Source organism: methanotrophic endosymbiont of Bathymodiolus puteoserpentis (Logatchev), from assembly GCF_900128525.1.
Classification (GTDB): Bacteria; Pseudomonadota; Gammaproteobacteria; order Methylococcales; family Methylomonadaceae; genus Methyloprofundus.
Map to the genome: position 1 here is coordinate 1 of NZ_FQTQ01000189.1, position 20,055 is coordinate 20,055.

21 protein-coding genes are annotated in these 20,055 nt (G+C 39.6%); 20 read left to right on the top strand and 1 reads right to left on the bottom strand.

Annotated features, from left to right (window positions below; genetic code table 11):
• The first annotated feature begins 116 nt into the window (after positions 1-116).
• From BQ7314_RS13590 to BQ7314_RS13655, 14 genes are all read left to right on the top strand, one after another.
• Positions 117-506 (top strand): c-type cytochrome, encoded by a 390-nt coding sequence (locus BQ7314_RS13590; protein ID WP_174484235.1) that lies wholly within the window; start codon positions 117-119, stop codon positions 504-506.
• Positions 507-741: 235 nt separating this feature from the next.
• On the top strand, positions 742-1,830 hold the full coding sequence (locus tag BQ7314_RS13595; protein ID WP_174484236.1) for a c-type cytochrome: 1,089 nt from the start codon (positions 742-744) through the stop codon (positions 1,828-1,830).
• A 48-nt stretch (positions 1,831-1,878) separates the two neighbouring features.
• Complete coding sequence (locus BQ7314_RS13600; protein ID WP_174484237.1) at positions 1,879-2,385, top strand: TlpA family protein disulfide reductase; 507 nt, start codon at positions 1,879-1,881, stop codon at positions 2,383-2,385.
• Entirely contained in the window at positions 2,382-2,603 is a 222-nt protein-coding gene (locus tag BQ7314_RS13605) for a DUF4266 domain-containing protein (RefSeq protein ID WP_174484238.1), read from the top strand. The genes BQ7314_RS13600 and BQ7314_RS13605 overlap by 4 nt, the downstream gene beginning before the upstream one ends.
• 17 nt (positions 2,604-2,620) lie before the next feature.
• Positions 2,621-3,793: a DUF3570 domain-containing protein gene (locus tag BQ7314_RS13610; protein WP_174484239.1), complete on the top strand. Its 1,173-nt coding sequence runs from the start codon at positions 2,621-2,623 to the stop codon at positions 3,791-3,793.
• Between the two features lie 9 nt (positions 3,794-3,802).
• Positions 3,803-4,714: an FAD:protein FMN transferase gene (locus tag BQ7314_RS13615; RefSeq protein WP_174484240.1), complete on the top strand. Its 912-nt coding sequence runs from the start codon at positions 3,803-3,805 to the stop codon at positions 4,712-4,714.
• Between the two features lie 66 nt (positions 4,715-4,780).
• Positions 4,781-6,718, top strand: a complete 1,938-nt coding sequence (locus BQ7314_RS13620; protein ID WP_174484241.1) for a protein-disulfide reductase DsbD family protein — start codon at positions 4,781-4,783, stop codon at positions 6,716-6,718.
• A gap of 779 nt (positions 6,719-7,497) precedes the next feature.
• Positions 7,498-7,980 (top strand): DUF4956 domain-containing protein, encoded by a 483-nt coding sequence (locus BQ7314_RS13625; protein ID WP_174484242.1) that lies wholly within the window; start codon positions 7,498-7,500, stop codon positions 7,978-7,980.
• Positions 7,981-8,046: 66 nt separating this feature from the next.
• Entirely contained in the window at positions 8,047-8,388 is a 342-nt protein-coding gene (tnpA, locus tag BQ7314_RS13630; RefSeq protein ID WP_174484243.1) for an IS66 family insertion sequence element accessory protein TnpA, read from the top strand.
• Entirely contained in the window at positions 8,385-8,741 is a 357-nt protein-coding gene (gene tnpB, locus BQ7314_RS13635; protein WP_174484244.1) for an IS66 family insertion sequence element accessory protein TnpB, read from the top strand. The genes tnpA and tnpB overlap by 4 nt, the downstream gene beginning before the upstream one ends.
• Positions 8,742-8,829: 88 nt before the next feature.
• Positions 8,830-10,380, top strand: a complete 1,551-nt coding sequence (gene tnpC, locus BQ7314_RS13640) for an IS66 family transposase (protein ID WP_174484245.1) — start codon at positions 8,830-8,832, stop codon at positions 10,378-10,380.
• 71 nt (positions 10,381-10,451) lie between these two features.
• Complete coding sequence (locus BQ7314_RS13645; RefSeq protein ID WP_174484246.1) at positions 10,452-10,643, top strand: hypothetical protein; 192 nt, start codon at positions 10,452-10,454, stop codon at positions 10,641-10,643.
• Positions 10,643-12,601, top strand: a complete 1,959-nt coding sequence (locus BQ7314_RS13650; RefSeq protein ID WP_174484247.1) for an HlyD family secretion protein — start codon at positions 10,643-10,645, stop codon at positions 12,599-12,601. The genes BQ7314_RS13645 and BQ7314_RS13650 overlap by 1 nt, the downstream gene beginning before the upstream one ends.
• A gap of 2 nt (positions 12,602-12,603) precedes the next feature.
• The gene (locus BQ7314_RS13655) at positions 12,604-13,221 is read left to right on the top strand and encodes a hypothetical protein (RefSeq protein WP_174484248.1); all 618 of its coding nucleotides are present in this window, start codon (positions 12,604-12,606) and stop codon (positions 13,219-13,221) included.
• A 3-nt stretch (positions 13,222-13,224) separates the two neighbouring features.
• Here BQ7314_RS13655 and BQ7314_RS13660 read toward each other — a convergent pair whose 3' ends face one another.
• The gene (locus BQ7314_RS13660; RefSeq protein WP_174484249.1) at positions 13,225-14,340 is read right to left on the bottom strand and encodes an ISAs1 family transposase; all 1,116 of its coding nucleotides are present in this window, start codon (positions 14,338-14,340) and stop codon (positions 13,225-13,227) included.
• Positions 14,341-14,443: 103 nt separating this feature from the next.
• Here BQ7314_RS13660 and BQ7314_RS13665 point away from each other — a divergent pair, with 103 nt between their 5' ends.
• The 6 genes from BQ7314_RS13665 to BQ7314_RS13690 all read left to right on the top strand — a co-directional run bounded on the left by BQ7314_RS13665 (position 14,444) and on the right by BQ7314_RS13690 (position 20,018).
• Positions 14,444-15,058 (top strand): hypothetical protein, encoded by a 615-nt coding sequence (locus BQ7314_RS13665; RefSeq protein ID WP_174484250.1) that lies wholly within the window; start codon positions 14,444-14,446, stop codon positions 15,056-15,058.
• 23 nt (positions 15,059-15,081) lie between these two features.
• The gene (locus tag BQ7314_RS13670; RefSeq protein ID WP_217423854.1) at positions 15,082-15,894 is read left to right on the top strand and encodes a polyphosphate polymerase domain-containing protein; all 813 of its coding nucleotides are present in this window, start codon (positions 15,082-15,084) and stop codon (positions 15,892-15,894) included.
• A gap of 19 nt (positions 15,895-15,913) precedes the next feature.
• On the top strand, positions 15,914-17,563 hold the full coding sequence (locus BQ7314_RS13675) for an esterase-like activity of phytase family protein (RefSeq protein WP_174484252.1): 1,650 nt from the start codon (positions 15,914-15,916) through the stop codon (positions 17,561-17,563).
• A gap of 354 nt (positions 17,564-17,917) precedes the next feature.
• Complete coding sequence (locus BQ7314_RS13680; protein WP_174484253.1) at positions 17,918-18,751, top strand: hypothetical protein; 834 nt, start codon at positions 17,918-17,920, stop codon at positions 18,749-18,751.
• On the top strand, positions 18,714-19,469 hold the full coding sequence (locus BQ7314_RS13685) for a GNAT family N-acetyltransferase (protein WP_174484254.1): 756 nt from the start codon (positions 18,714-18,716) through the stop codon (positions 19,467-19,469). The genes BQ7314_RS13680 and BQ7314_RS13685 overlap by 38 nt, the downstream gene beginning before the upstream one ends.
• Positions 19,470-19,847: 378 nt before the next feature.
• Positions 19,848-20,018 (top strand): Retron-type RNA-directed DNA polymerase, encoded by a 171-nt coding sequence (locus BQ7314_RS13690; protein WP_174484255.1) that lies wholly within the window; start codon positions 19,848-19,850, stop codon positions 20,016-20,018.
• The last annotated feature ends 37 nt before the right edge of the window (positions 20,019-20,055 follow it).

Below are 20,055 nucleotides of genomic sequence, written 5' to 3' on the forward strand. Positions count from 1 at the left end.
TTCTCGCATCTGCGCTTCAATTTCTTTTGAGTAAGGTTTTATCTTGGGTCGATTTTAAATAAAGTTTATGAGTTGCATCATTATAATTCTTAAATTGAACTTGCCTAAATTAATTTGTGCTCATTCCTAATTGGGTGGGTGGTTTGGGGGGATTAAGTTCATTCCAATACTCTATTGGCTTACCCCCGTCTGTAACAAATGATTTAAATAACGATGGCTTTCCTGATGATGATAAGAACCATGATGGGTTTCATGATAATGGCTTAACACCAACATCAAGTACCGCAGAAGGTAAGGCTTTATATGTGAGTCTTGGTTGTGCGGCGTCTTCATGCCATGGCGCTACACCATTAAGTGGTAAAAATGACATTGATCGGGCAATAAACCCCGCAGTGACGCGTAATGCTATTGTTCATAATAAAGGCGGCATGGGCGTTCTATCGCGTGCAGGTATAACGGATGCTGAATTACAAGCTATTGCTGATTATGTAAAAAATCCACAATAAGACTCTTGCTAAAATTCGGAGGTACGATAGCGAAGTGATGATTTTTAGTCTGAAGTAGGTAGCCGATCAGTCGCCAAACTTTTTTGGGAACCGTGACTATGTAGGGTTTAGTGCCTAGTCGTGGTGGTACACCATGTTGTTTTATATAGATATAATTTTTTTATGTCTTCGGAGGGGGGCTAGGTAGGCTCCAAATATTCAATGTATTTTTATTTAAACTAACTGAGGTAATCAAATGAAAAAATTTAAATTAAAACCAGTTGTATTGGCACTAGGTCTGAGTGTTTTCTCGCAGATGGCAACTGCCGTATTATTTTCTGATAAAGCGGTTGTAAAAAATGATGGTTCTGAACGAGTGATAGCCAAAGTGAACTTTCCTAAGCCGGTATCGGGCGATTTGTATGTTGCTACCCAAGTCGGTGGACAGTATTTATTTTTAACTAACGGTGGCAATGAATTTACAACGGATGTCGTGCCCTTAGCCAGCAATAGTGAGTATGTGGGTGAGCATGTTTTATTTGATTTTTCGGGAGCAGGTATAGCACCAGGACGATACCCACTATATCAAGTAGTGACTCAACCAGGAACAGATCCATTAGACTTTACTAATTGGGTGGGTGGTTTGGGGGGCTTAAGTTCATTCCAATACTCTATCGGCTTACCCCCGTCTGTAACAAATGATTTAAATAACGATGGTTTTGCTGATGATGATTTGAACCATGATGGATTTCATGATGATGATTTAGATCGTGATGGGTATCATGATGATGATTTGAACCGTGATGGGCTTCACGACCAGGAGTGTACGGATGGTTCTGAGCGAGAAAATGATCAAAAGAGTAAAGATCATGAGGGCAATGATCAAGAAGGCAATGATAAAGAGGGCAATGATAAAGAGGGCAATGATCAAGAAGGCAATGATAAAGATAACAATGATCAAGAGAGCAATGATGATAGTGGAAGTGAGTACATAAACCCATGTGCACCAGCGCCTGTACCAGCGCCTGTACCAGCGCCTGTACCAGCGCCTGTACCAGCGCCTGCACCAGCGCCTGCACCGGCGCCTGCACCAGCACCGGCGCCTGCACCGGCACCAAGTACTGCAAAAGGTAAGGCTTTATATGCTGGCCTTGGTTGCGCAGCGTCTTCATGCCACGGAGCTACACCGGTAAGCGGTCAAAATAAAATTGGTAAAGCCATAAACCCTGCGGTGACACGTAACGCGATTGTTAATAATAAAGGCGGTATGGGTGTTCTATCGCGTGCAGGTATTACAGATGCTGAGTTACAGGCGATTGCTGATTATGTAAAAAACCCACAATAACCTCCACCTTTTTTTGCACAAGGATGTGCAGTCTTTATAGGATTATTTATGACTAATTTATCTATAAAAGCCTTAGGAATTACCTTGGCTCTAAGTTTTAGTGTGTCGGCACAGGCTCTGGATTTAGGGCAATCTGCCCCTGAATTTTCGTTACCTCAGTTGTCAACAACGCAAGTGAATTCACTGAGCCAGTATCGTGGTAAAGTGGTTTATTTAGACTTCTGGGCTTCATGGTGCGCGCCATGCCGTACCTCCTTTCCTTTATTGGAAAAACTTTATCAGAGCCATAAAGATCAAGGGTTTACTTTGGTGGCTATTAATATGGATGAAGAGCTTGAAGCAGCAAACCGTTTTTTAAAAACGTACCCAGCGACGTTTGATATATTACGTGATGCTAAAGGCGAGTGGGCGGATGCTTATGGTGTAGAAACCATGCCAACCTCTTTTATTATTGATAAAAAAGGTGTCGTTCGGCATATACATAGCGGATTTGCAAAAGATGATATTGCGGATATTGAAAAAATGGTAACTAAACTATTGGCTGAAAGTTTATGAAGGTGCGTGTTATTAAATTGAGCAGCATAGTTTATATGTTAGTGTTTTTGTCGGCTTGTACCCAGGTAAAGCCTTGGGAGCGAGGAGATTTGGCTCTATCTCAAATGGCTCTGGAAGGGGATGCGCAAGAAGCAGGCGTGCGGCATCATACCTTTGCCAGCAAAGAATCCGCCACGGGAGGTTATGGTGGTGCAGGTGGTGGTTGTGGTTGTAACTAGGCTTAAGAGAAAAAATCATGAGTAAAAAAAACTTAATCAGCCGCTTAAGTCTTGCGGCTCTTGCTTTGCCAGGCTTAATACCACAGGCAGAGGCAGGGCGAGCAGAAGAGACCTATAATACGGATGCTCAATATGTGCATTATGAGGAAAGTGGCGGGCGTATGCAGGTTGATGTTGCTGAGATATCGGCTGCCATTCCTATCGGTAAAGCTTATACCCTTGCGCTAGACTTCGTCAGTGATACAATCTCAGGCGCCTCGCCGATGTATAATGCAAAAAATGCCCAAGGAGAGGTGGAGCAAGTGCTTAGTGGTGCCTCTATTACTGAGCAGCGTTATGCAGGAACAGCCTCATTAAGTTATGCGTTTGATGATGTAAGCGTTAGCGTGGGGGGCGGAGTATCAAGTGAGCATGATTATCTTTCAAACTATATCAATGCCGGGTTAAGTTGGGATCTTAATAAAAAACTGACAACTTTGAATGTTTCGGTTTCAGCCGCATTTGATGAGGTTTCACCTACAGGTCAAAACTATACGAAAAATAAAACGAGCCAACAATTTTTGTTGGGTGTTACGCAAATTATTGATAAAAATAGTTTATTACAAAGTAATATGACGTTTTCTTTTAATAAAGGTTTTTTATCAGATCCTTATAAAAGTGTTTATGTAGAACCTGCTGCCGGTGCAAGGTTTGGGCAAATTTTAGATGATAATCGTCCTGATAATAAGTTTCAATGGGCGTGGTTAACGCGTTATGTACGACATTTTAAAACGTTAAATAAAGCGGCATTACATGCAGACTATCGTTTGTATGTCGATGATTGGGGAGTGACGGCGAATATGGTTGAGCTGAGTTGGTTTCAGCCTATTGCGGAGGAATGGCAAATTATTCCGCGTTTTCGTTATTACACGCAAGATCAGGCTAACTTTTATAGTGCAGTCTTTGATAGCGCTACCGTTGGCAGCGTTCATTCCAGTGATTATCGTTTAGCAGGTTTTGGCGCGCTAGGCGGCGGGGTTAAATTAACTAAAAATTTCCAAATGAATGGCATGGTTAAGGACATTAAGTTGCAAGCGGCTTTTGATTATTATGACCGTAAAGCCAGCTATCAAATTGGCGGCCATAATGAAGGTACCTTTGCCGATTACAGCTTTTATATGGTCACAGCATCCATTAATGTAAAATTTTAGGATAATTAAATGAGTAAAAAATGGCAACTGGTGAATTATGCTTTTCATGCAATGGGTTCGCCTTGCCATGTTCAATTTTATGCACCCAGCAAAAAGTTTGGACAGCAAGCCAAAAAAAAACTGAATACTTGTTTGGCGAGTTTGGAGCAACGTTATTCGCGCTATCGTGAGGATAGCCTGATTAGTACGATTAATCGCAGTGCGGGTTTAGGCAAAGCAACGCCTATCGACTCTGAAACAGCGGCCTTATTAACGTATGCGCAGCAATGTTATCAAGAAAGTGATGGCTTGTTTGATGTGACTTCGGGTATTTTACGGCGTATCTGGTCTATGGATAAAACAGCCTTACCTAACGATGATGAGATTAATGAATTATTACCTTTAATCGGTTGGGACAAAGTTCAGTGGAGCGAGAAAACTGTATATTTACCGTTAGTGGGTATGCAGTTAGATTTTGGTGGCATTGTTAAAGAATATGCGGCTGATAGTATTGCACAGCTACTACAAAGTTTGGGTGTAGTATCGGGTATTGTTGAATTGGGTGGGGATATTAAAGTTATCGGTCCGCAGCCTAATGGGCAAGGTTGGCCGGTGGCCATTCGTGATCCCCGGCAGCCTGATAAAGTGATTATCCAGCTGAACTTATTTACGGGTGCTTTAGCCAGCAGTGGTGATTATGAGCGTTTTCAACTAATTGATGGCGTGCGCTATAGCCATTTATTAAACCCGAAAACAGGCAAGCCAGTGACGGGTTTGCGTGCTGTCAGCATTTTAAGTGAGCATTGCGTAGTCGCGGGTAGTGTAGCGACCTTAGCTATGCTTAAAGGGGATCAGGGTTTGCCCTGGTTGCAAGAGAATCAATTGCCTTTTTTCTGCTGTCAAAATGATGGGCAAATTTATAAGCAATTGGAAATTAATTAAATCGTTTTTGTACGAAAGCATTAGCTTTTGAAGTTTGCAAAGATATATTCTTTTAAAGGTTAAACAATGAATTTCGCATTATTTATTAGGTTTTTCTTCTTGTTTTTTATAGCAAGTTCCTCAGTTTTTGCGGGTGCAAAAGCAGAGATTGATATAAAGGTGCTCGACAATACACAATGGCCAGCACAGTATCAAATTAGCTTAACGCCGCCCTTGCATCATCATGCTTATTTAGATAAGGGCGTAGAAAATGCTTATATTCCCGTTGTCATAGATTATAAGAACGAGCTATTCAAGCAGGGGCTAGTGATTAACCAGATCACTTTACCAAAAGGTGAGTTTGATTCTGAAGTTCAGGCGACAGTCTTGCGTGGACAAGGTAATATCACTTTAAGCCTTGTGCCAGAGAAGGGCTACAAACAGGTGGCAGATACAGCTAAGTTTAGTTTGCGCTACCAGTTATGTGATGAAATTAGCAATGTCTGCTTTCGTCCACAAACCGCTAATATCGTCATACAATTACCGGCGTTAGGGGGTGTCGGTAAAGCACTGAATTCTCGTGCTAGTTCTATGGTTGATGATGCACCAGATCAAACATGGATGGAGCAGTTATTAGCCGTGTTTAATAACAATCAAAGCAATACTTTATTGTTATTTTCCTTAATGCTATTAGCCGGCTTGTTATCCGTTGCTACGCCCTGTGTGTACCCAATGCTACCTATTACATCAATGTTGATTGTTAATCGTGCGCAAGGGGTACAAAATAAGGAAAAGTATCATGCCTTTGTGTATTTAATCGGCATGGTAGGAACTTATGTAATGCTAGGTGTTGCTGCAGGTATGACGGGGGGAGCATTCAATAGCTTTATGCAATCAGCTTCGGTAAACCTTGTATTTGCCGTGTTTTTTGCTTTTTTTGCCATTTCTTTGCTCGGTTATTATGAGTTTAGTTTTATGCAAAACGAGGTGGGTCAATTAGATCAAAATACTGACAAGGTCAGCGGCTATTTAGGCACTTGGATGATGGGGAGTATCGCTGGCTTGGTTATCTCACCTTGTGTCGGCCCTATTGTTTTTGCTTTGTTATTGCAGGTTGCAGATAATATTGCTGCCCAAGCGGATGCCTTGGCAGCCATGGGGCAAACACTGAGTTTTTGGGATAAATTAAGTATTTCTATGCATGGTGGGCTCTTAATGGGCGGCTTTGGTTTAGGGATTAGTTTACCCTTCTTTTTAGTCAGTGTGATTAAGTTCAAAAAACTACCAAAATCTGGCTATTGGATGAATAAAGTTAAATATGCTTTTGGTTTTGCAATTCTTTACTTTGCCTATACTTATTTTCATAAAGGGATGGGGGTGCTACAGGTTTCTGAAGAGGTTACCTTGATGCTTGCTTGGGGATTAGTCGGTCTGTGGATTGCCATTGTGCACCTGAATATATTAAGTGACGCAGAGCATGATCAACATCCTACTAGGAAGTTAAGACGGTTTGTGGGAGTCGTTACTTTAATTTTAGGCGGTTGGTTTCTTGTTTCTGGGCTAAATCATATGCCTGTCATAGGAACGGCTAACGCAGCTGTTGCCGTGGTTAATCCGTCGGGAGTTGAACATGATTCTGCCGACACGGGCGGTATTACATGGTTACATTCTTTTGCAGCAGCTAAGCAGCAAGCGAAAGCCAGTGGCAAGCCTATTTTTATTGATTTTTATGCCAGCTGGTGTGCAAATTGCCTTGCTTTTGCTAAAGAGGCAGTAAATGATAAAGCCTTAAATAAAGCACTTCGTGAGCAAGCTGTTCCTTTGAAAATTATTGATAAAACAGCTGAGTTTGAAACGTTTAAAAAAAGCCCTGAACACCGACAATTGAAAATAGGTTTACCTTACTTTGCTATTCTTGATAGTGACGGAGTACTACAGTGGTCTGGTACCGATTATAAAGCTAAGGCAACGATGATTAATATTTTACAGAAGTTGAATAGAGTGGAGGGAGGGTTGAATATTTAGAGCATTTACAATAATCTCATATCTAATTATTATGATTTGTCTATAAAGCACTGCGCCCCATTATTATAGGGTTCTTAACTTAATGGTAATGGGGCTCTAAGGCAAGTAAGTTAATCTTACTCAACAACAAGCTCTTTGGCTTTATATTTCAATATGCTCTTTATTTGTAATATTGCTATGGTTTGTTATGGTGACCTTGTCACCCTTAGAATAATTTTTTTTGTAAAGGCTTACTGGTACAGGCTGTAATTTCAGTAGGCAACTTGTGTCTTAGTTCGGCCTTTTCTTTCCTCCTCCTGTTTACTTTAATAGCCAAAAGTAAATAGAGAAATTCAGTTGCAAACAATCTTTCAGCCGCTACTGTACCATTCCCCGCTTTAATCCATTATTTTGAAAATATGACGTTTATTGCAGAACAATAAATGTTGTACAAATTTTGCACACTCTCGTTTGTTATTTCCCTTTCTTATTATTGATCATCTATAATATTAAAATGCTTATCTTGACAGGTATTGTGCTATCAATATTTAGCCACAGGTAGATCATTTTTCTGTTTATTTCCCCAAAGGCTTGTTGTGGATTGTCTAATTTTCAGAATTCCATTTTAAGGCGGAACAAATAATAGGCATGAAATAGCTATGCAATAGCTTTAGTTGTTGTCGAATCAGCAATAGCTAAACCATTGCACTCCTGCTTATGCTTAATATTTTCAGGCCCCCTGCTTGCCCCATCTTAAGTTCATAGTGACAACCTATTTAAAAGAAATAACAAGGAGATTTATGTTTAACTCAATAACCGTGCAAACTGCCACAGAAACGGAAAGTATTTATATTTTAATATTTACAATTGCATTAGCTTTTGTGTTATCCACCACTTTAGCGTTTGTTTATCAAAAGACTTTTCGTGGTTTGTCCTATTCTCGTAACTATATACAATCTATTGTACTTATTTCTATTATTTCAGCGGTCGTTATTCAGTCTGTGGGTGATAGCTTATCGCGGGGGATTGGGATCATGGCGGCAATGTCTATTATTCGTTTTAGAACTAACTTTAAAGACCCGCGGGATACTTTATTTTTATTTGCAGCACTGACAGCTGGCATTTCTTGTGGTGCATATGCATTTCCTGTTGCTATCGTGGGGACGTTGGGATTTTCGCTTGCCGCTATCATTCTGTATTATTCGCCCTTGGGGCCGCATAGCTACTTTGATGGCATGTTGAGGTTCAATTTACAGGTTAATAGTACTGTAAGCGTCAATTAAAGTACACATTCTAAACCAATATAAAACATGGCAGACTAAGCCCTTCAATTAATTTCGGAGGCACTTATGAGTCCATATCAAAATAAAGCGGCTATGCAAGAGCATATACCGCAATGGCAAGCGAGTCATTTAACACAAGCCGAGTATTGCAAGATCCATGGTATCAAGCCGCATATCTTCAGTTATTATAAGAAGCAATTCAGTTCGACTATTCCACCAGTGAAGCAAGCCAACCCACTGATCCCAGTCAAACTCGTTGCCGAAGATAGCTTGGGCGGCTCAAAATTATTGGCTGGTTCGTCAGTGATTAAAGTGACTCATACCAATGGCTTCAGTCTGGAAATACAGGCTGATACAGAACTCAGTACTTTAAAGCCGTTATTGGAATTAGTGAGGTCTCTCTTATGATAAAGGGGCTTGCTGTTAATCAAGTGTATCTGGCGACAGGCTTTACTGATATGCGTAAATCCATTAACGGTTTGTCATTGATAGTCTCCGAGCAATTTGGGCAGGATCCCTTTGGTGGCAGTGTTTTTGTCTTTTGTAATCGCTCTCGCGACAAACTAAAAATACTCTATTGGGAATGTAATGGTTTCTGGCTATATTATCGCCGCCTGGATCAGGGAAAGTTTCAGTGGCCAACTCAATTGAACGTACAGTCCGTGTCATTAACCTGGCGTGAATTACACTGGTTACTCGATGGTTTACCCTATCGGCAAACACAAGCACACACGCCTGTTTTGGGACTAAAAAATAATTGATTTATGCACTCTATTTTTTGTAAAAATAATGCAATAAAACAGTTGGTTAAGCATGATTAACCTGCCCTTTAGTGGTATAATATTCAGCATGAAAACAGCGTCTGAAATACTGCCAAACGAGACTCATGTACTGCACAAAATGGTGCTGGACTATCAGTCAACTGTCGATCAGTTACAGGAAAAGCTAACGTGGTATGAGGAGCAGTTTCGCTTACTTCAGCATAAGCGTTTTGGCTCATCCAGTGAAAAGTGCCCAGATCAAATGGAATTGTTTAATGAAGCTGAGTCGATTATTGATGATTTAAAACAAGATGACTCTGATATTGAAACCATTCGTTATCAACGGAAAAAGCCCGGCCGTAAACCCCTATCAAATCATATCCCACGCGATGTGATTCGCTATGAGCTGCCTGAAGCCGAGCGTTTTTGTGACTGTGGTCATGCGCTGCATGAGATGGGAGAAGATAAATCAGAGCAATTAGAAATCATTCCTGCTCAAGTCAAAGTTATTGAGCATGTCCAGGTCAAATACGGCTGTCGTGCCTGTGAAAATGGCATTATCAGTGCCCCTAAACCGGCTCAACCTATCCCTCGTAGTTTTGCCTCAGCCAGTCTATTAGCCTACATCATTGTGGCCAAGTTTATGGATAGCTTACCACTCTACCGGCAAGAAACCATTTTCAAACGCTTAAATATTGATCTTTCGCGAGCCACCTTGTCTAACTGGATGCTGAAAGTGGCTGAATTGCTCACTCCCTTTTATGACCGGCTACATGAACTGTTGATTTTGCAAAAAATCCTCCAGGCCGATGAAACGACCTTAAATGTTATTCAGGATGGACGAGAAACGAAATCAAAATCCTATATGTGGCTTTACCAGAGTGGAGGTCATGAACCCGAGCACCCGATTGTTTTGTATGAGTATCAGGCAACACGGGCGGGAGCACATGCCGCAAACTTTTTACAGGGTTTTTCAGGCCACTTACAGGTGGACGGTTATGCCGGCTATCATGCCTTGGCATCAGATGAATGCATCCTTGTCGGCTGTATGGCGCATGCGCGTCGTAAATTTGATGAAGCGCTTAAAGCACTGCCCAAAAAGAGCCGAAAAAATAAAACGGGCATGGCACAAACAGCATTACGGCAGTTTACGCGTCTGTATGCCCTTGAAAAACAATTCAAAGATCTGACTATAGAGCAACGTTATTTACTGCGTCAGGAAAAAAGCAAGCCTTTGCTGGAAGCATTAAAACAGTGGTGCGATGATAATGTCAGCAAGACGGCAAAGGATGCTGCGATAGGTAAAGCCATTCGCTATACCATTAACCAGTGGGATAGCCTGATTCGCTATATTGAAGATGGCAATATACAGATTGATAATAATGCAGCAGAACGACAGATCAAGCCCTTTGTGATTGGACGTAAAAACTGGCTATTTAATCAAACTCCACGCGGTGCTAATGCCAGTGCACTACTATACAGCCTTGTGCAAACAGCGGTAGCTAATAACCTAGAGCCTTTTGATTACCTAAAGTATTTACTGACTGAGCTGCCCAAGTTGGGTAGGCATTATGAACCAGAGGCATTGGATCAATTTCTACCTTGGAACTTAACTGAAAAAATCAAGCCTTTAAAGTAATTGGGGATGTTTGTCTAGGTGGGGAGAATAGACGCTTACATAGTACTCATCAAAAAGAATTAGAGGCGTTGATGTCTGAGTACTGTAAGTCATTTGCTTTAGTGACTTTAAGGGAGGTTTCTCAAGGTCAACGCTTGGATTATGCCTATCATATTAAATTACGAAAAGGAAAGTCGTATGAAGGTTTTATGGCTAGACTAAAGGATATTCATGATTTACAGGGGCTTAGCCTGATGATGCAAGAGTCAACGGTGGATATATAGTGATCAAAAAATTACTTTTACCCTTTTTTTGGGTCGTCTCACTATTTGTTGTGTTTATGCTATCTGATTCATTTACAGATAAGTCATTACATTTTTTTGGCATTGCTGGGGAGCGAGAACAAAGTATTAGCTTTCAATACCCAGTCGAAATTGTACAAATTTTTTCTGCTGAAGGTAAGGATGTAGCGCAAGGTGAGTTAATGTTAGAAGTTAAACGGTATGACCTGAATAATGACTTAACTGTATTGGCTCAGGAAATCAGAGGCTATGAACTACAGAAGCAGGAAACAGATAGTACTATTGGTAGTCAGTTGACGGGGTTGAATGCTAAAAAGCAAGCGATTAGTGCTGATATGGATTATCAAATTCATATTTTAGAGCTTAGATTAAAAATTAATGCAGATATGATGAATAGCATTTCTGCCTCAAAACTGGCAAAAGCAGACCTAGCTGATAGCGTTGAATTGAATGATTTAAAAAGGAAGCGATACTTTTTAATTCAAGGGGTACAAACGGAAATAGATCGTTTGACTGAGCAATTAAATACCCAAAATCGACCTATTGATACCCAGCTTAAGGCACTGCTCCAACACCAAGATGAGTTGCGACGTCAGAATGTTAATTTAAAAGTAAGTGCTCAATTTGATGGGCGAGTAGGGAGTGTTTATTTTAAACCGGGGGAATTGGTTTCCCCCTTTCAGCCTATCATCACTGTACATAGCAGAACACCTCGCTATATTAAGGGCTATATTCATGAGAATATATTGAATGATGTGAAGGTAGGGCAAGCCGTTTGGGTTAAATCTATTGCAAGTAATCAGCACGAAAAGCCATTCAAGGGCGTTGTTGAAAGCCTAGGAAATCGAATCGTTGAGTACCCCGAACGTCTTAAAAAAAATCCACTGGTTCCTGCATGGGGGCGTGAAATACGGGTTCGTTTAGAGACACTAGACCAACCTTTGTTATTCGGGGAGAAAGTGCAGGTGTTTTTAGAGAACCCTGAACATAGCTCCCAGTGGTTTTCCATTTTTGGTGAGGCGAGAGCATCTGGGAGGAACGTTTTGAAAAAGCAAATGTTTACAGAAATTGAATCGAGCAGTGCAAGCATTAATGCAAATAAAATTGAAGCCTCGGGCATTTTATGGAACCCGAAAGAAGAGCATTATCTGTTGGTCAGTGATGAACAATATAAACGTCAAACGAGTATCTTTATTATGGAGGAAGCGGGTGTTATTTCGGCGGGATTAGCTTTAGATGCCGACGATATTAATGATTTAGAAAGTATTAGTCGTGATGGTGGTTATGTTTATGTGCTGAGTTCTTTATCGCATAATAAACATGGTCGACTTAAGCGTAAACGTAAGAAGTTAATGCGTTTTAGGTACCAATCTCAGCGTGTTACTGAGCAGCAGGACATTGATTTATATGCGGTGTTAAAGCAATTGAGTAAGCAATCAAAAAAGACGAGTCTTACGCTTTTTTTAGAACAGGCTATTATTGAGCGCAGCTTAGATATAGAGTCGCATCTTGTACTTAATAATGCTTTATACCTAGGCTTTAAATCGCCCTTTTTAGGCGCAGATAAAACGCTTATTATAAAAGTGACTGATGTAAATGCTTTATTTGGCGGTACTGCACCTAAAGCAGAAATATGGCGGACTATAAATTTGCATGATCCTGAGTCTGGCGAGCCAATGCGACTATCAGATATGATTCAGTCCGGTGGGCAGTGGTTTTTCCTGAGTGTATCTCACTCGTCTGTGAAAAAAAGTGTGTTATGGCATTACCTGCCTGAAGAAGGAAGACTAAAAATGATTCAGCAATTTTTAGGAGTAAAAGCGGAAGGTATTGCTTATCGCTCTGAGAAATCATTACTTACCGTGGTATTTGATGAAGGTAATAATAAATCATCGAAATATTTATCTATTCCTTTCCGGGAATATAAGGGTAAATCGTGATAATGAAGAAATTTATTTTTTTATTAATATTTGGCGTTCCTTGCTGCATTAGTGCGAATAGTTCGGTGAATGCATTTTTATTAGCTGCACAGGCTGAAGTTAATGAGCTGAGTGAAAGCAGCTCTACTGGAACTCATATGAGTATGGCAGGCTCATGGCTTGATGAGGCACAATTTCGATTTAATGCGAGTGAAGGGAATAAATTTGATACTAAAGAGCGTGAACAGTCTTATGAAATACGGGTCAGGCCTAAAGCTTGGGGGCAGCATGAGGTAGAAGAGTCTATTTTAGACCTGCGTTCAGAACAACAAAATTATAGTTATAATTTTGCACTTAATGCGGCGTTGAAAAAACGTTATTTGGTATTGTTAGCCTATTTGGAACAACATAATATAACGCAGTACTTGTTTAATTTACTTGCTTTATCAACTCAAGAAGCAGAATTTATTCGCAGTGAGGTAATGACAGACCGGTTTAGTGCTGAAAAGTTTTTCGATGCTGTGGAAATGACTGAGCAATCTGAAGGTCTGGCAATTTTGAATTTAGCGCGTTTAAATGCCCTACAAACCCAAATAGGTGTGCCACTGGATACCGCTGATAGTCAGGGCAACCGCATATAAATTTCAATCTAAAAACATCACTTTTTCTCTAAACGAATCATTTAATGCGGCTTTAAATCGCTTTTTCTTTAAACTCATTTTCGAGGGTTCTGTCTTTAGTAAATTAATTGCTAGCTGACGAACAATATTAAAATTTTCTGGTGCATAACCTGTACGAATACGAGAGTCATCTTCTCTAAAAGTCACATCAAGTACCCAGTGTAATGAATTCTCTACACCCCAATGAGATCTTGCGGCGCTGGCAAATATCTGGACACCCTCTAATGTACTAATGTAATAACGTCGTTCTAGGCTAGTTCTACCATTAAATGTACGTTGACTTTCAACCATTCCGATACTTTTCAGTCCTTTCCAGCGCGCCACATCAGGCAATGTTGCTAAACAGGTTGATAAATAACACCGACGTACTTCTATGCGTCCATGTTCTGCATTACATTCTTCATGGATCTGCAATTGACAGAGATCAGGCTTGTTAGATGCAGTGGCTTCATTAAAATAATCTTTAATCGCTTCATGTAAGTACTTTTGATTATCTTTAACCGCCAAAACATAATCGGCTTTTTTTTCAATAATTTTTGCTGCAATTTCTGTTTGACAGCCCATTGCATCAATCGTAATGATACAACCTTTAACTTCTAGTAAGTCCAGAAGCGCTGGTATGGCGGTGATCTCATTAGATTTCTCTTCTGTTTTTATTTGACCTAGCGATAATCCCGATTGATTAGCCCACGCACTGACCATGTGAACTGCACCTAGTTTATCTTTTTTATTATAGGAGCGGCGTAATGTTTTTCCATCAATGGCAACCACTTCACCTTCGGTGAGATCTGCAACGCTTTTTACCCATGCAATAAAGCAATCAGTCATTTCAGAAGCAGGTATTCTTGCCATTACACGGGCAATACAATCATGGGATGGAATACCATTTTCCAGAGCTATCCACTGACGTAACCAGTCTTCTTTTTCCTCTCCAAATTGCGCAATAGATTCCCAGCCATCAGAACCGCTAACAACAGCGCAAATAGTCAAAACAATAATGTCAATGAGCTTATGAAGCTTGTGCCTCTCTACTCTAGGGTCTTCAATGGATGAAAAAGATTCTACTAAACTTAATGACATAATACTGGGCTATAGAAATTGACTAGTATCGCTTATTTTTCAGATTATTTATATGCGGTTGCCCTGCGCTGATAGTGTGCTACATACATTTACAGTAGAAAGTATGTTAGATCCTACCGATTATACTGATAAGTTCGTGGATATGAATAATGCTTTGCAATCCGCACCAGCGGTATTGAATGAGCATTTAGCGTTAGAAATGGCTAAGGCGAAGGGGGAGTTGATAAAAACGGAAGGTCAGCTCGGGGTTAACCTTTTGAGCTTTGGGTATAAAGACAGAGCTATCGGTGGTGACAACATGACTTTTCAGGTGGGTATTAATATTCCACTAGGGAGACATTTTAGTAGTGCGGAAAGCCAGTATGAACTATATGAAGCACAAACTCATTTAAATGACCGTATTACTGCAATAGCACAATCACTAACGAATATTCAAAAAGAAATTTCATGGCTGATGGAGGAAATAAAATTAGCCGACCTGCAAGTTCATAGAGTGCAAAAACATTTAGAAAAAGAGTACGTTAAGGCTAACCCTTTACAGACAATACAGTTACGTAAAGAGCTTATTGAGTATAGAAAAAAGAGGAATGATATTAAGATTAAAGCACTTAGCTTGTATGTTAGCTCTTTAACCCTATCAGGTTTTTTAATACGAGAGCCCTTGCGCAACTGGATTCAAAGTGGAACGCCAGAATTAGTTTCTGGTAAGGAATACTAGCTATGTCAGTGACCCAACATACTTTGCCATCCATTTTAGAGCGGTATGAACTTAAATACCTTATCCCCTGGGAATATGTTGAGCCAATTACCGATTTTTTAAGCCTTTATTGTTCACTTGACTATTATTCTGAAAAAGCCACAGATGATAATAATTTTTATAAAGTCACTAGTTTGTATTTTGATACCCCAAACTATGAGCTCCTTAGACAGCGCATTGAAGGCAAGGCCACTCGTTTTAATATGCGTGTCCGTGCTTATGGTGATGGTGAGAAGGCACCTTATTTTTTAGAAATTAAAAACCGTATAGGTATTTCCGGTGTGGTTAAAAAATATCGTGCAATAGCCAATGAAGAGCAATGGCCAAGCATCATGACCGATCCTAGCTTTAGACCTTCAGAAACGGATTCCAGCGCTGAAAAAGCTAATAAAGAATTATTTCTAAGACTGGCAATTAGTTATGCTATCGAACCCAAAATTTTGACTAAATACCAAAGAAGGGCTTTTTTCTCTGTCGTTGACCAGTATGCAAGAGTAACTATGGATGTCAATATGCAGTACCGTCGTGAGCATGAATATAATATTAATTCTAGTTATGGTATGACAAACTATGATAATGAAACCATTTATGCAAACAACACACATAGTGAGGCCAGTGTTATTTTAGAATTGAAGTGTAATGTGGGGGAAGTTCCTTATTGGATACTTGATTTAATTAAACTCTTTAATTTAACGCAAGTAGGATTTTCAAAATATGTCAGCAGCACACTCGTATCACACTATGATAATGGTGATTGGTTCATGGGGGCTGACCGTGAACCCAACTATACATTTTGATAAATAATTAGGAACTACCATGAAGCGAAATAACTTAATTTTGTTTGTTACTATTTTTTATTTAAATGCATTGAGCCCCGTGTCGGCAGAAAATCAGGCAGTTGGGCAGTATAATGCGAGTAATGCCAATACGATTTTTAATTGGGCTGAGCAGTTTTATTTTCAGTTTTTTCCTAACAATCAGTCAATCTTTCCTGATAACTCAAAAACACATTTTCATGAATCAGGGTGGATTTATAGATATTACCCAGCCACAGATAATTATGTTGGTATTTATAATGATGATGTGTATGTTGCGGGAGCCTCTTTTACTACTGAGCCTATTAATATTTTCTCTGTTGCCGCGGCTATCAATATTGTTCATAAGGCAGCCAGCCATGCGGGTAGTGTTGGAGCATTAGGTGTTGAATTACCCTTTAGGGTGATGCACAGTAAGGCAACCTTACTTGACATCAGAAATGGCGGTTATGGATCCGCCTGTGCAGCCCACCCTAGAAACAGGAATCAATTTTATGCATTGACTGACCGGGGGCCTACGATGGTTTTTAATGGCGAAGCAGGGAAAGGAAAAATTTTTCTTTTTCCAGATTACTCCCCTCGCATAGGCTTATTTGAGCTAAAGGAAAATGGGACAGTTGCATGGCTAAAAGACATTGTTTTTAAGGATACTCAAGGCATTAAGATGACGGGATTACCTAATTCACAGGATTTAGGGGGGACAGGAGAAATACCGTATGGCAGTGATGGTAAAGTTCTTAGAAATGCGCAAGGCAATATCAGGTGGGATAATTCCGGCTTGAATAGCGAAGGCTTAGTCGCCTTAAGAGATGGTACTTTTTGGGTCAGTGATGAATATGGGCCACATATTGTTCATTTTGACGCTGAGGGTCAGGAGTTGGAACGTATTAATCCATTTGTTAATGATACACGTGCAGTTCTCAATTTACCGGCTGAATTTTCCAAACGAGGCGCAAACCAATCGATGGAAGGGTTAGCGATAACGCCAGATCAAAAAACACTGGTAGGAATTATGCAGTCTACACTAGAAAATCCTGATAATGGTGTTCTAGGTTCAAAATTAACTCGGATTGTAAGTATTAACCTTGAAACTGGCTTAATCGGTCAATATTTATATAAACAAGATAAAAAACAAAATTCTAATTCTGAAATAGTTGCGTTGACTGCGACTCAGTTTTTGGTAATTGAACGGGATGGTGATCTTTTGAATGGCGGCTCAAAAAAGGCTTCTTCTAGTGCGCAAAAGTTGATTTATAAAATCGACTTAAGGACAGGGACAAACTTAGAGGCGGTTCCATTAACAGGTCAAATATCTCAGGATGATGCTTTAGGGTTAATGCTTAAAGGTAGAACTTTGGAGCAAGCTGTTCGGAAAAAAGGCTGGGGATATTTAGAAAATAGAGGAATTATACCCGTGCAAAAAACCGAAATCATCGATATGGTTAGTGCTCGTGATTACCCGCATGACAAAATGGAAGGTTTATGGTTGATAGATAGTCATACTATCGGTATTCTAAACGATGATGATTTTGGCCTATGGCCTAAAAATGGTATTTGGGAGTATAAGTATATTGATGCTGAGCGTACTCAAGTTGATAAAAATGTTTTGTATATTATCAATAACCTTAATTTAAGTAATAATATTGAGTAGAGAGGAATTAGGGGGGCATATCTGCGCCCCCTAATACTTATCCATTTTACTGGTTTCAATTTTAGATTTTGTCGTTTCGCTTTTCAGTTTAAGCCTTTCTTGCTCTAACTTATCAAGTTGCTTTTGTAGTCATGTAAGCAATTCCAGTAACACATTGACTAGTGACGTTTGATCTTCTTCTTTTATTTCGGGAAGTTTAGGTTTCAGCAAGTTCATGGAGGATATTGTAAAGTTTTTAAGTTCGCTTGCGAGTAATTAGAAGTTACTCACATATTTATTAAAAGTCAGCTGCTATATTGAATCATACGACATTCAAATGCCTGAAAGCCTTTAAAACTCACTGGGAAGATAGCCATGCATCAATTTACAAAAATAATTACTTATATTTCGGCAGGTAAACTTGCAATTGGAGTAAGTACAGCCAATGCAGGTGGATTAGGTAAAGTGGAAAGTCAATCTCCCACGACCACAAGTTCCACCTCATTTTCAATGGATCAGGTAGGTTATCCCTTTGAAATATTAACCCCTCCTATTCTTAAAAGTGATTTGGCTCTAACAACTGAAGGAGGCGGTAAGGTTGCCTCAAATGACCAAGGATTTTTATACAGTTCAAATATCAGCAGTGCTCTTGCCAGTGGACTACAGCCACGAATAGACTTTGTAATCAGTGGGGTTGAAAATAATGACTCTCCAACTGTTATCTTTTTAGCATACAGCACCAAACCAGGTACAGAGGAGGAATGGAGCGATTTACCTCTAGATAATTTTGTATTAAATAGAGATACCTTCAACATTATCGGTGCTTTTCAAACGGAACCCGTTAATCAACTAGAAGAGTTTTCGGTTAAATCAACCCCACTAGGTACTCTTAACGATGCTGGTAAGTCATTCATTATCAGCCTAAACCTATCGGATATTGACACGCTGGAACTTGAAAACAACTCTATTTATTTCCAAGCTGTCTCTATTCCCTTTGTTAATGGGACATTTATTTTTAAAGATGCTACCGTGTCTGAACTGGATGTATTTTTAAGATCAAATCAGGATAGCGATGATATTTATGCAGGTTCAAAGGTCGTAACTGATGGCTCTAAAACTGAGAGTAGCGAGCAAGTGATTGATAACGGTGGAAAATTCTCGGATGGAGGTAATGACGGAACATCAGGTAGCGATACCGGTGGAAAATAATTTGCTTAAATGCCAGCCAATTGGGTTCGGCTCAATACAGGGGCAATCCATTCAACTATCTCGTTCATCGGTAGATTATATTGATTTTATTTATCAGTGTTATAAAAATGATAAATTTATGGATTTATATCGGCTGGCACAAAACAGAGCCATTTCTAAAGCAGATTTAAAAAAAAGGTTATTAAAAGAACAGTCAGAACTGCCCCAAAATGTTAAACGTATTGAATGGGTTATTCTAAAAAAACAAAATGAGAATCTTATTCCAGTGGGCCTTGCTTCTCTAGCAGATTATCAGGTTAACCACAGCAGGGCTGAACTTTTAATTGGAATAGTCGACCCTGAAAGCAGAAACTTTGGTGTTAGTTTAGAAGCCAGTCTACTGGTTATAGACTTTGCCTTTAACCAGATCAATCTTCATAAAGTGTGTTCTTATGTGTATGGTTACAATGATAATGCACAAAAAAACACCTTACACTTAGGTTTTACCCAAGAAGGACTGCTAATAGAGCATATCAACAGTTCTAAAGGCTTTATTGACTTATATCAAAATGGCTTAGTTAAAAGAAACTTCCATCAAAATAAGGTACTTGCTAAATTATCTTTACGTTTATTGGGTAGAGACATTACTCAAGCCAAACCACCTCCAAGAATTCAAGCTTTATCGGGGGATTTGCTGAATAAATTAAAGAATAAAATGATGGAAGTACCTATCAAATAGTTCGGTTTTCTATTACTTTAAATGGTACATAAACCCCCTCTTAAAATAAAATGTAATGGTCAAGCAAAAACGAGATATAGTTAAATCTTGTGTTTAAGTCTAGGCTGGTATTCTATCTTCATTATCCACATTTCTAATTCTTGTTTTTCTCCATTAGTAAATTTCACTCCCTCTATCATACTAGCCAGAAGTTTAAACTCTTTAATTTTCTTCTAGCGGTTTTCAGTACTTTTCTGGCTCTTTTGAAAAGTGAGTGGGTAAATTATAATTAACAATCCTAATAAGCCACCTGAGTTTGTTTTTCATGATAACAGAATTATTTCAACAAGCACTCCATATTAATTCACCTTGGTTGATTGCACACGTATTCATAATCTAATGCGATTAGGCGTTTCCAAATCAGTGGCAATCAGTTTGGGTATGAGTTCAAAGGGATATTACCGCCTAGCAAAAACCAAGGCGGTACAACTGGCTTTAAATAATAAATGGCTAGAGTCGCAAGGCCTAGTCTCGATTAAAGACCAATGGGTTAAGTTCCATTATTCTTAATGGCGATGAGCCGCCCTGTGCGGAGCCGCACGCAGGG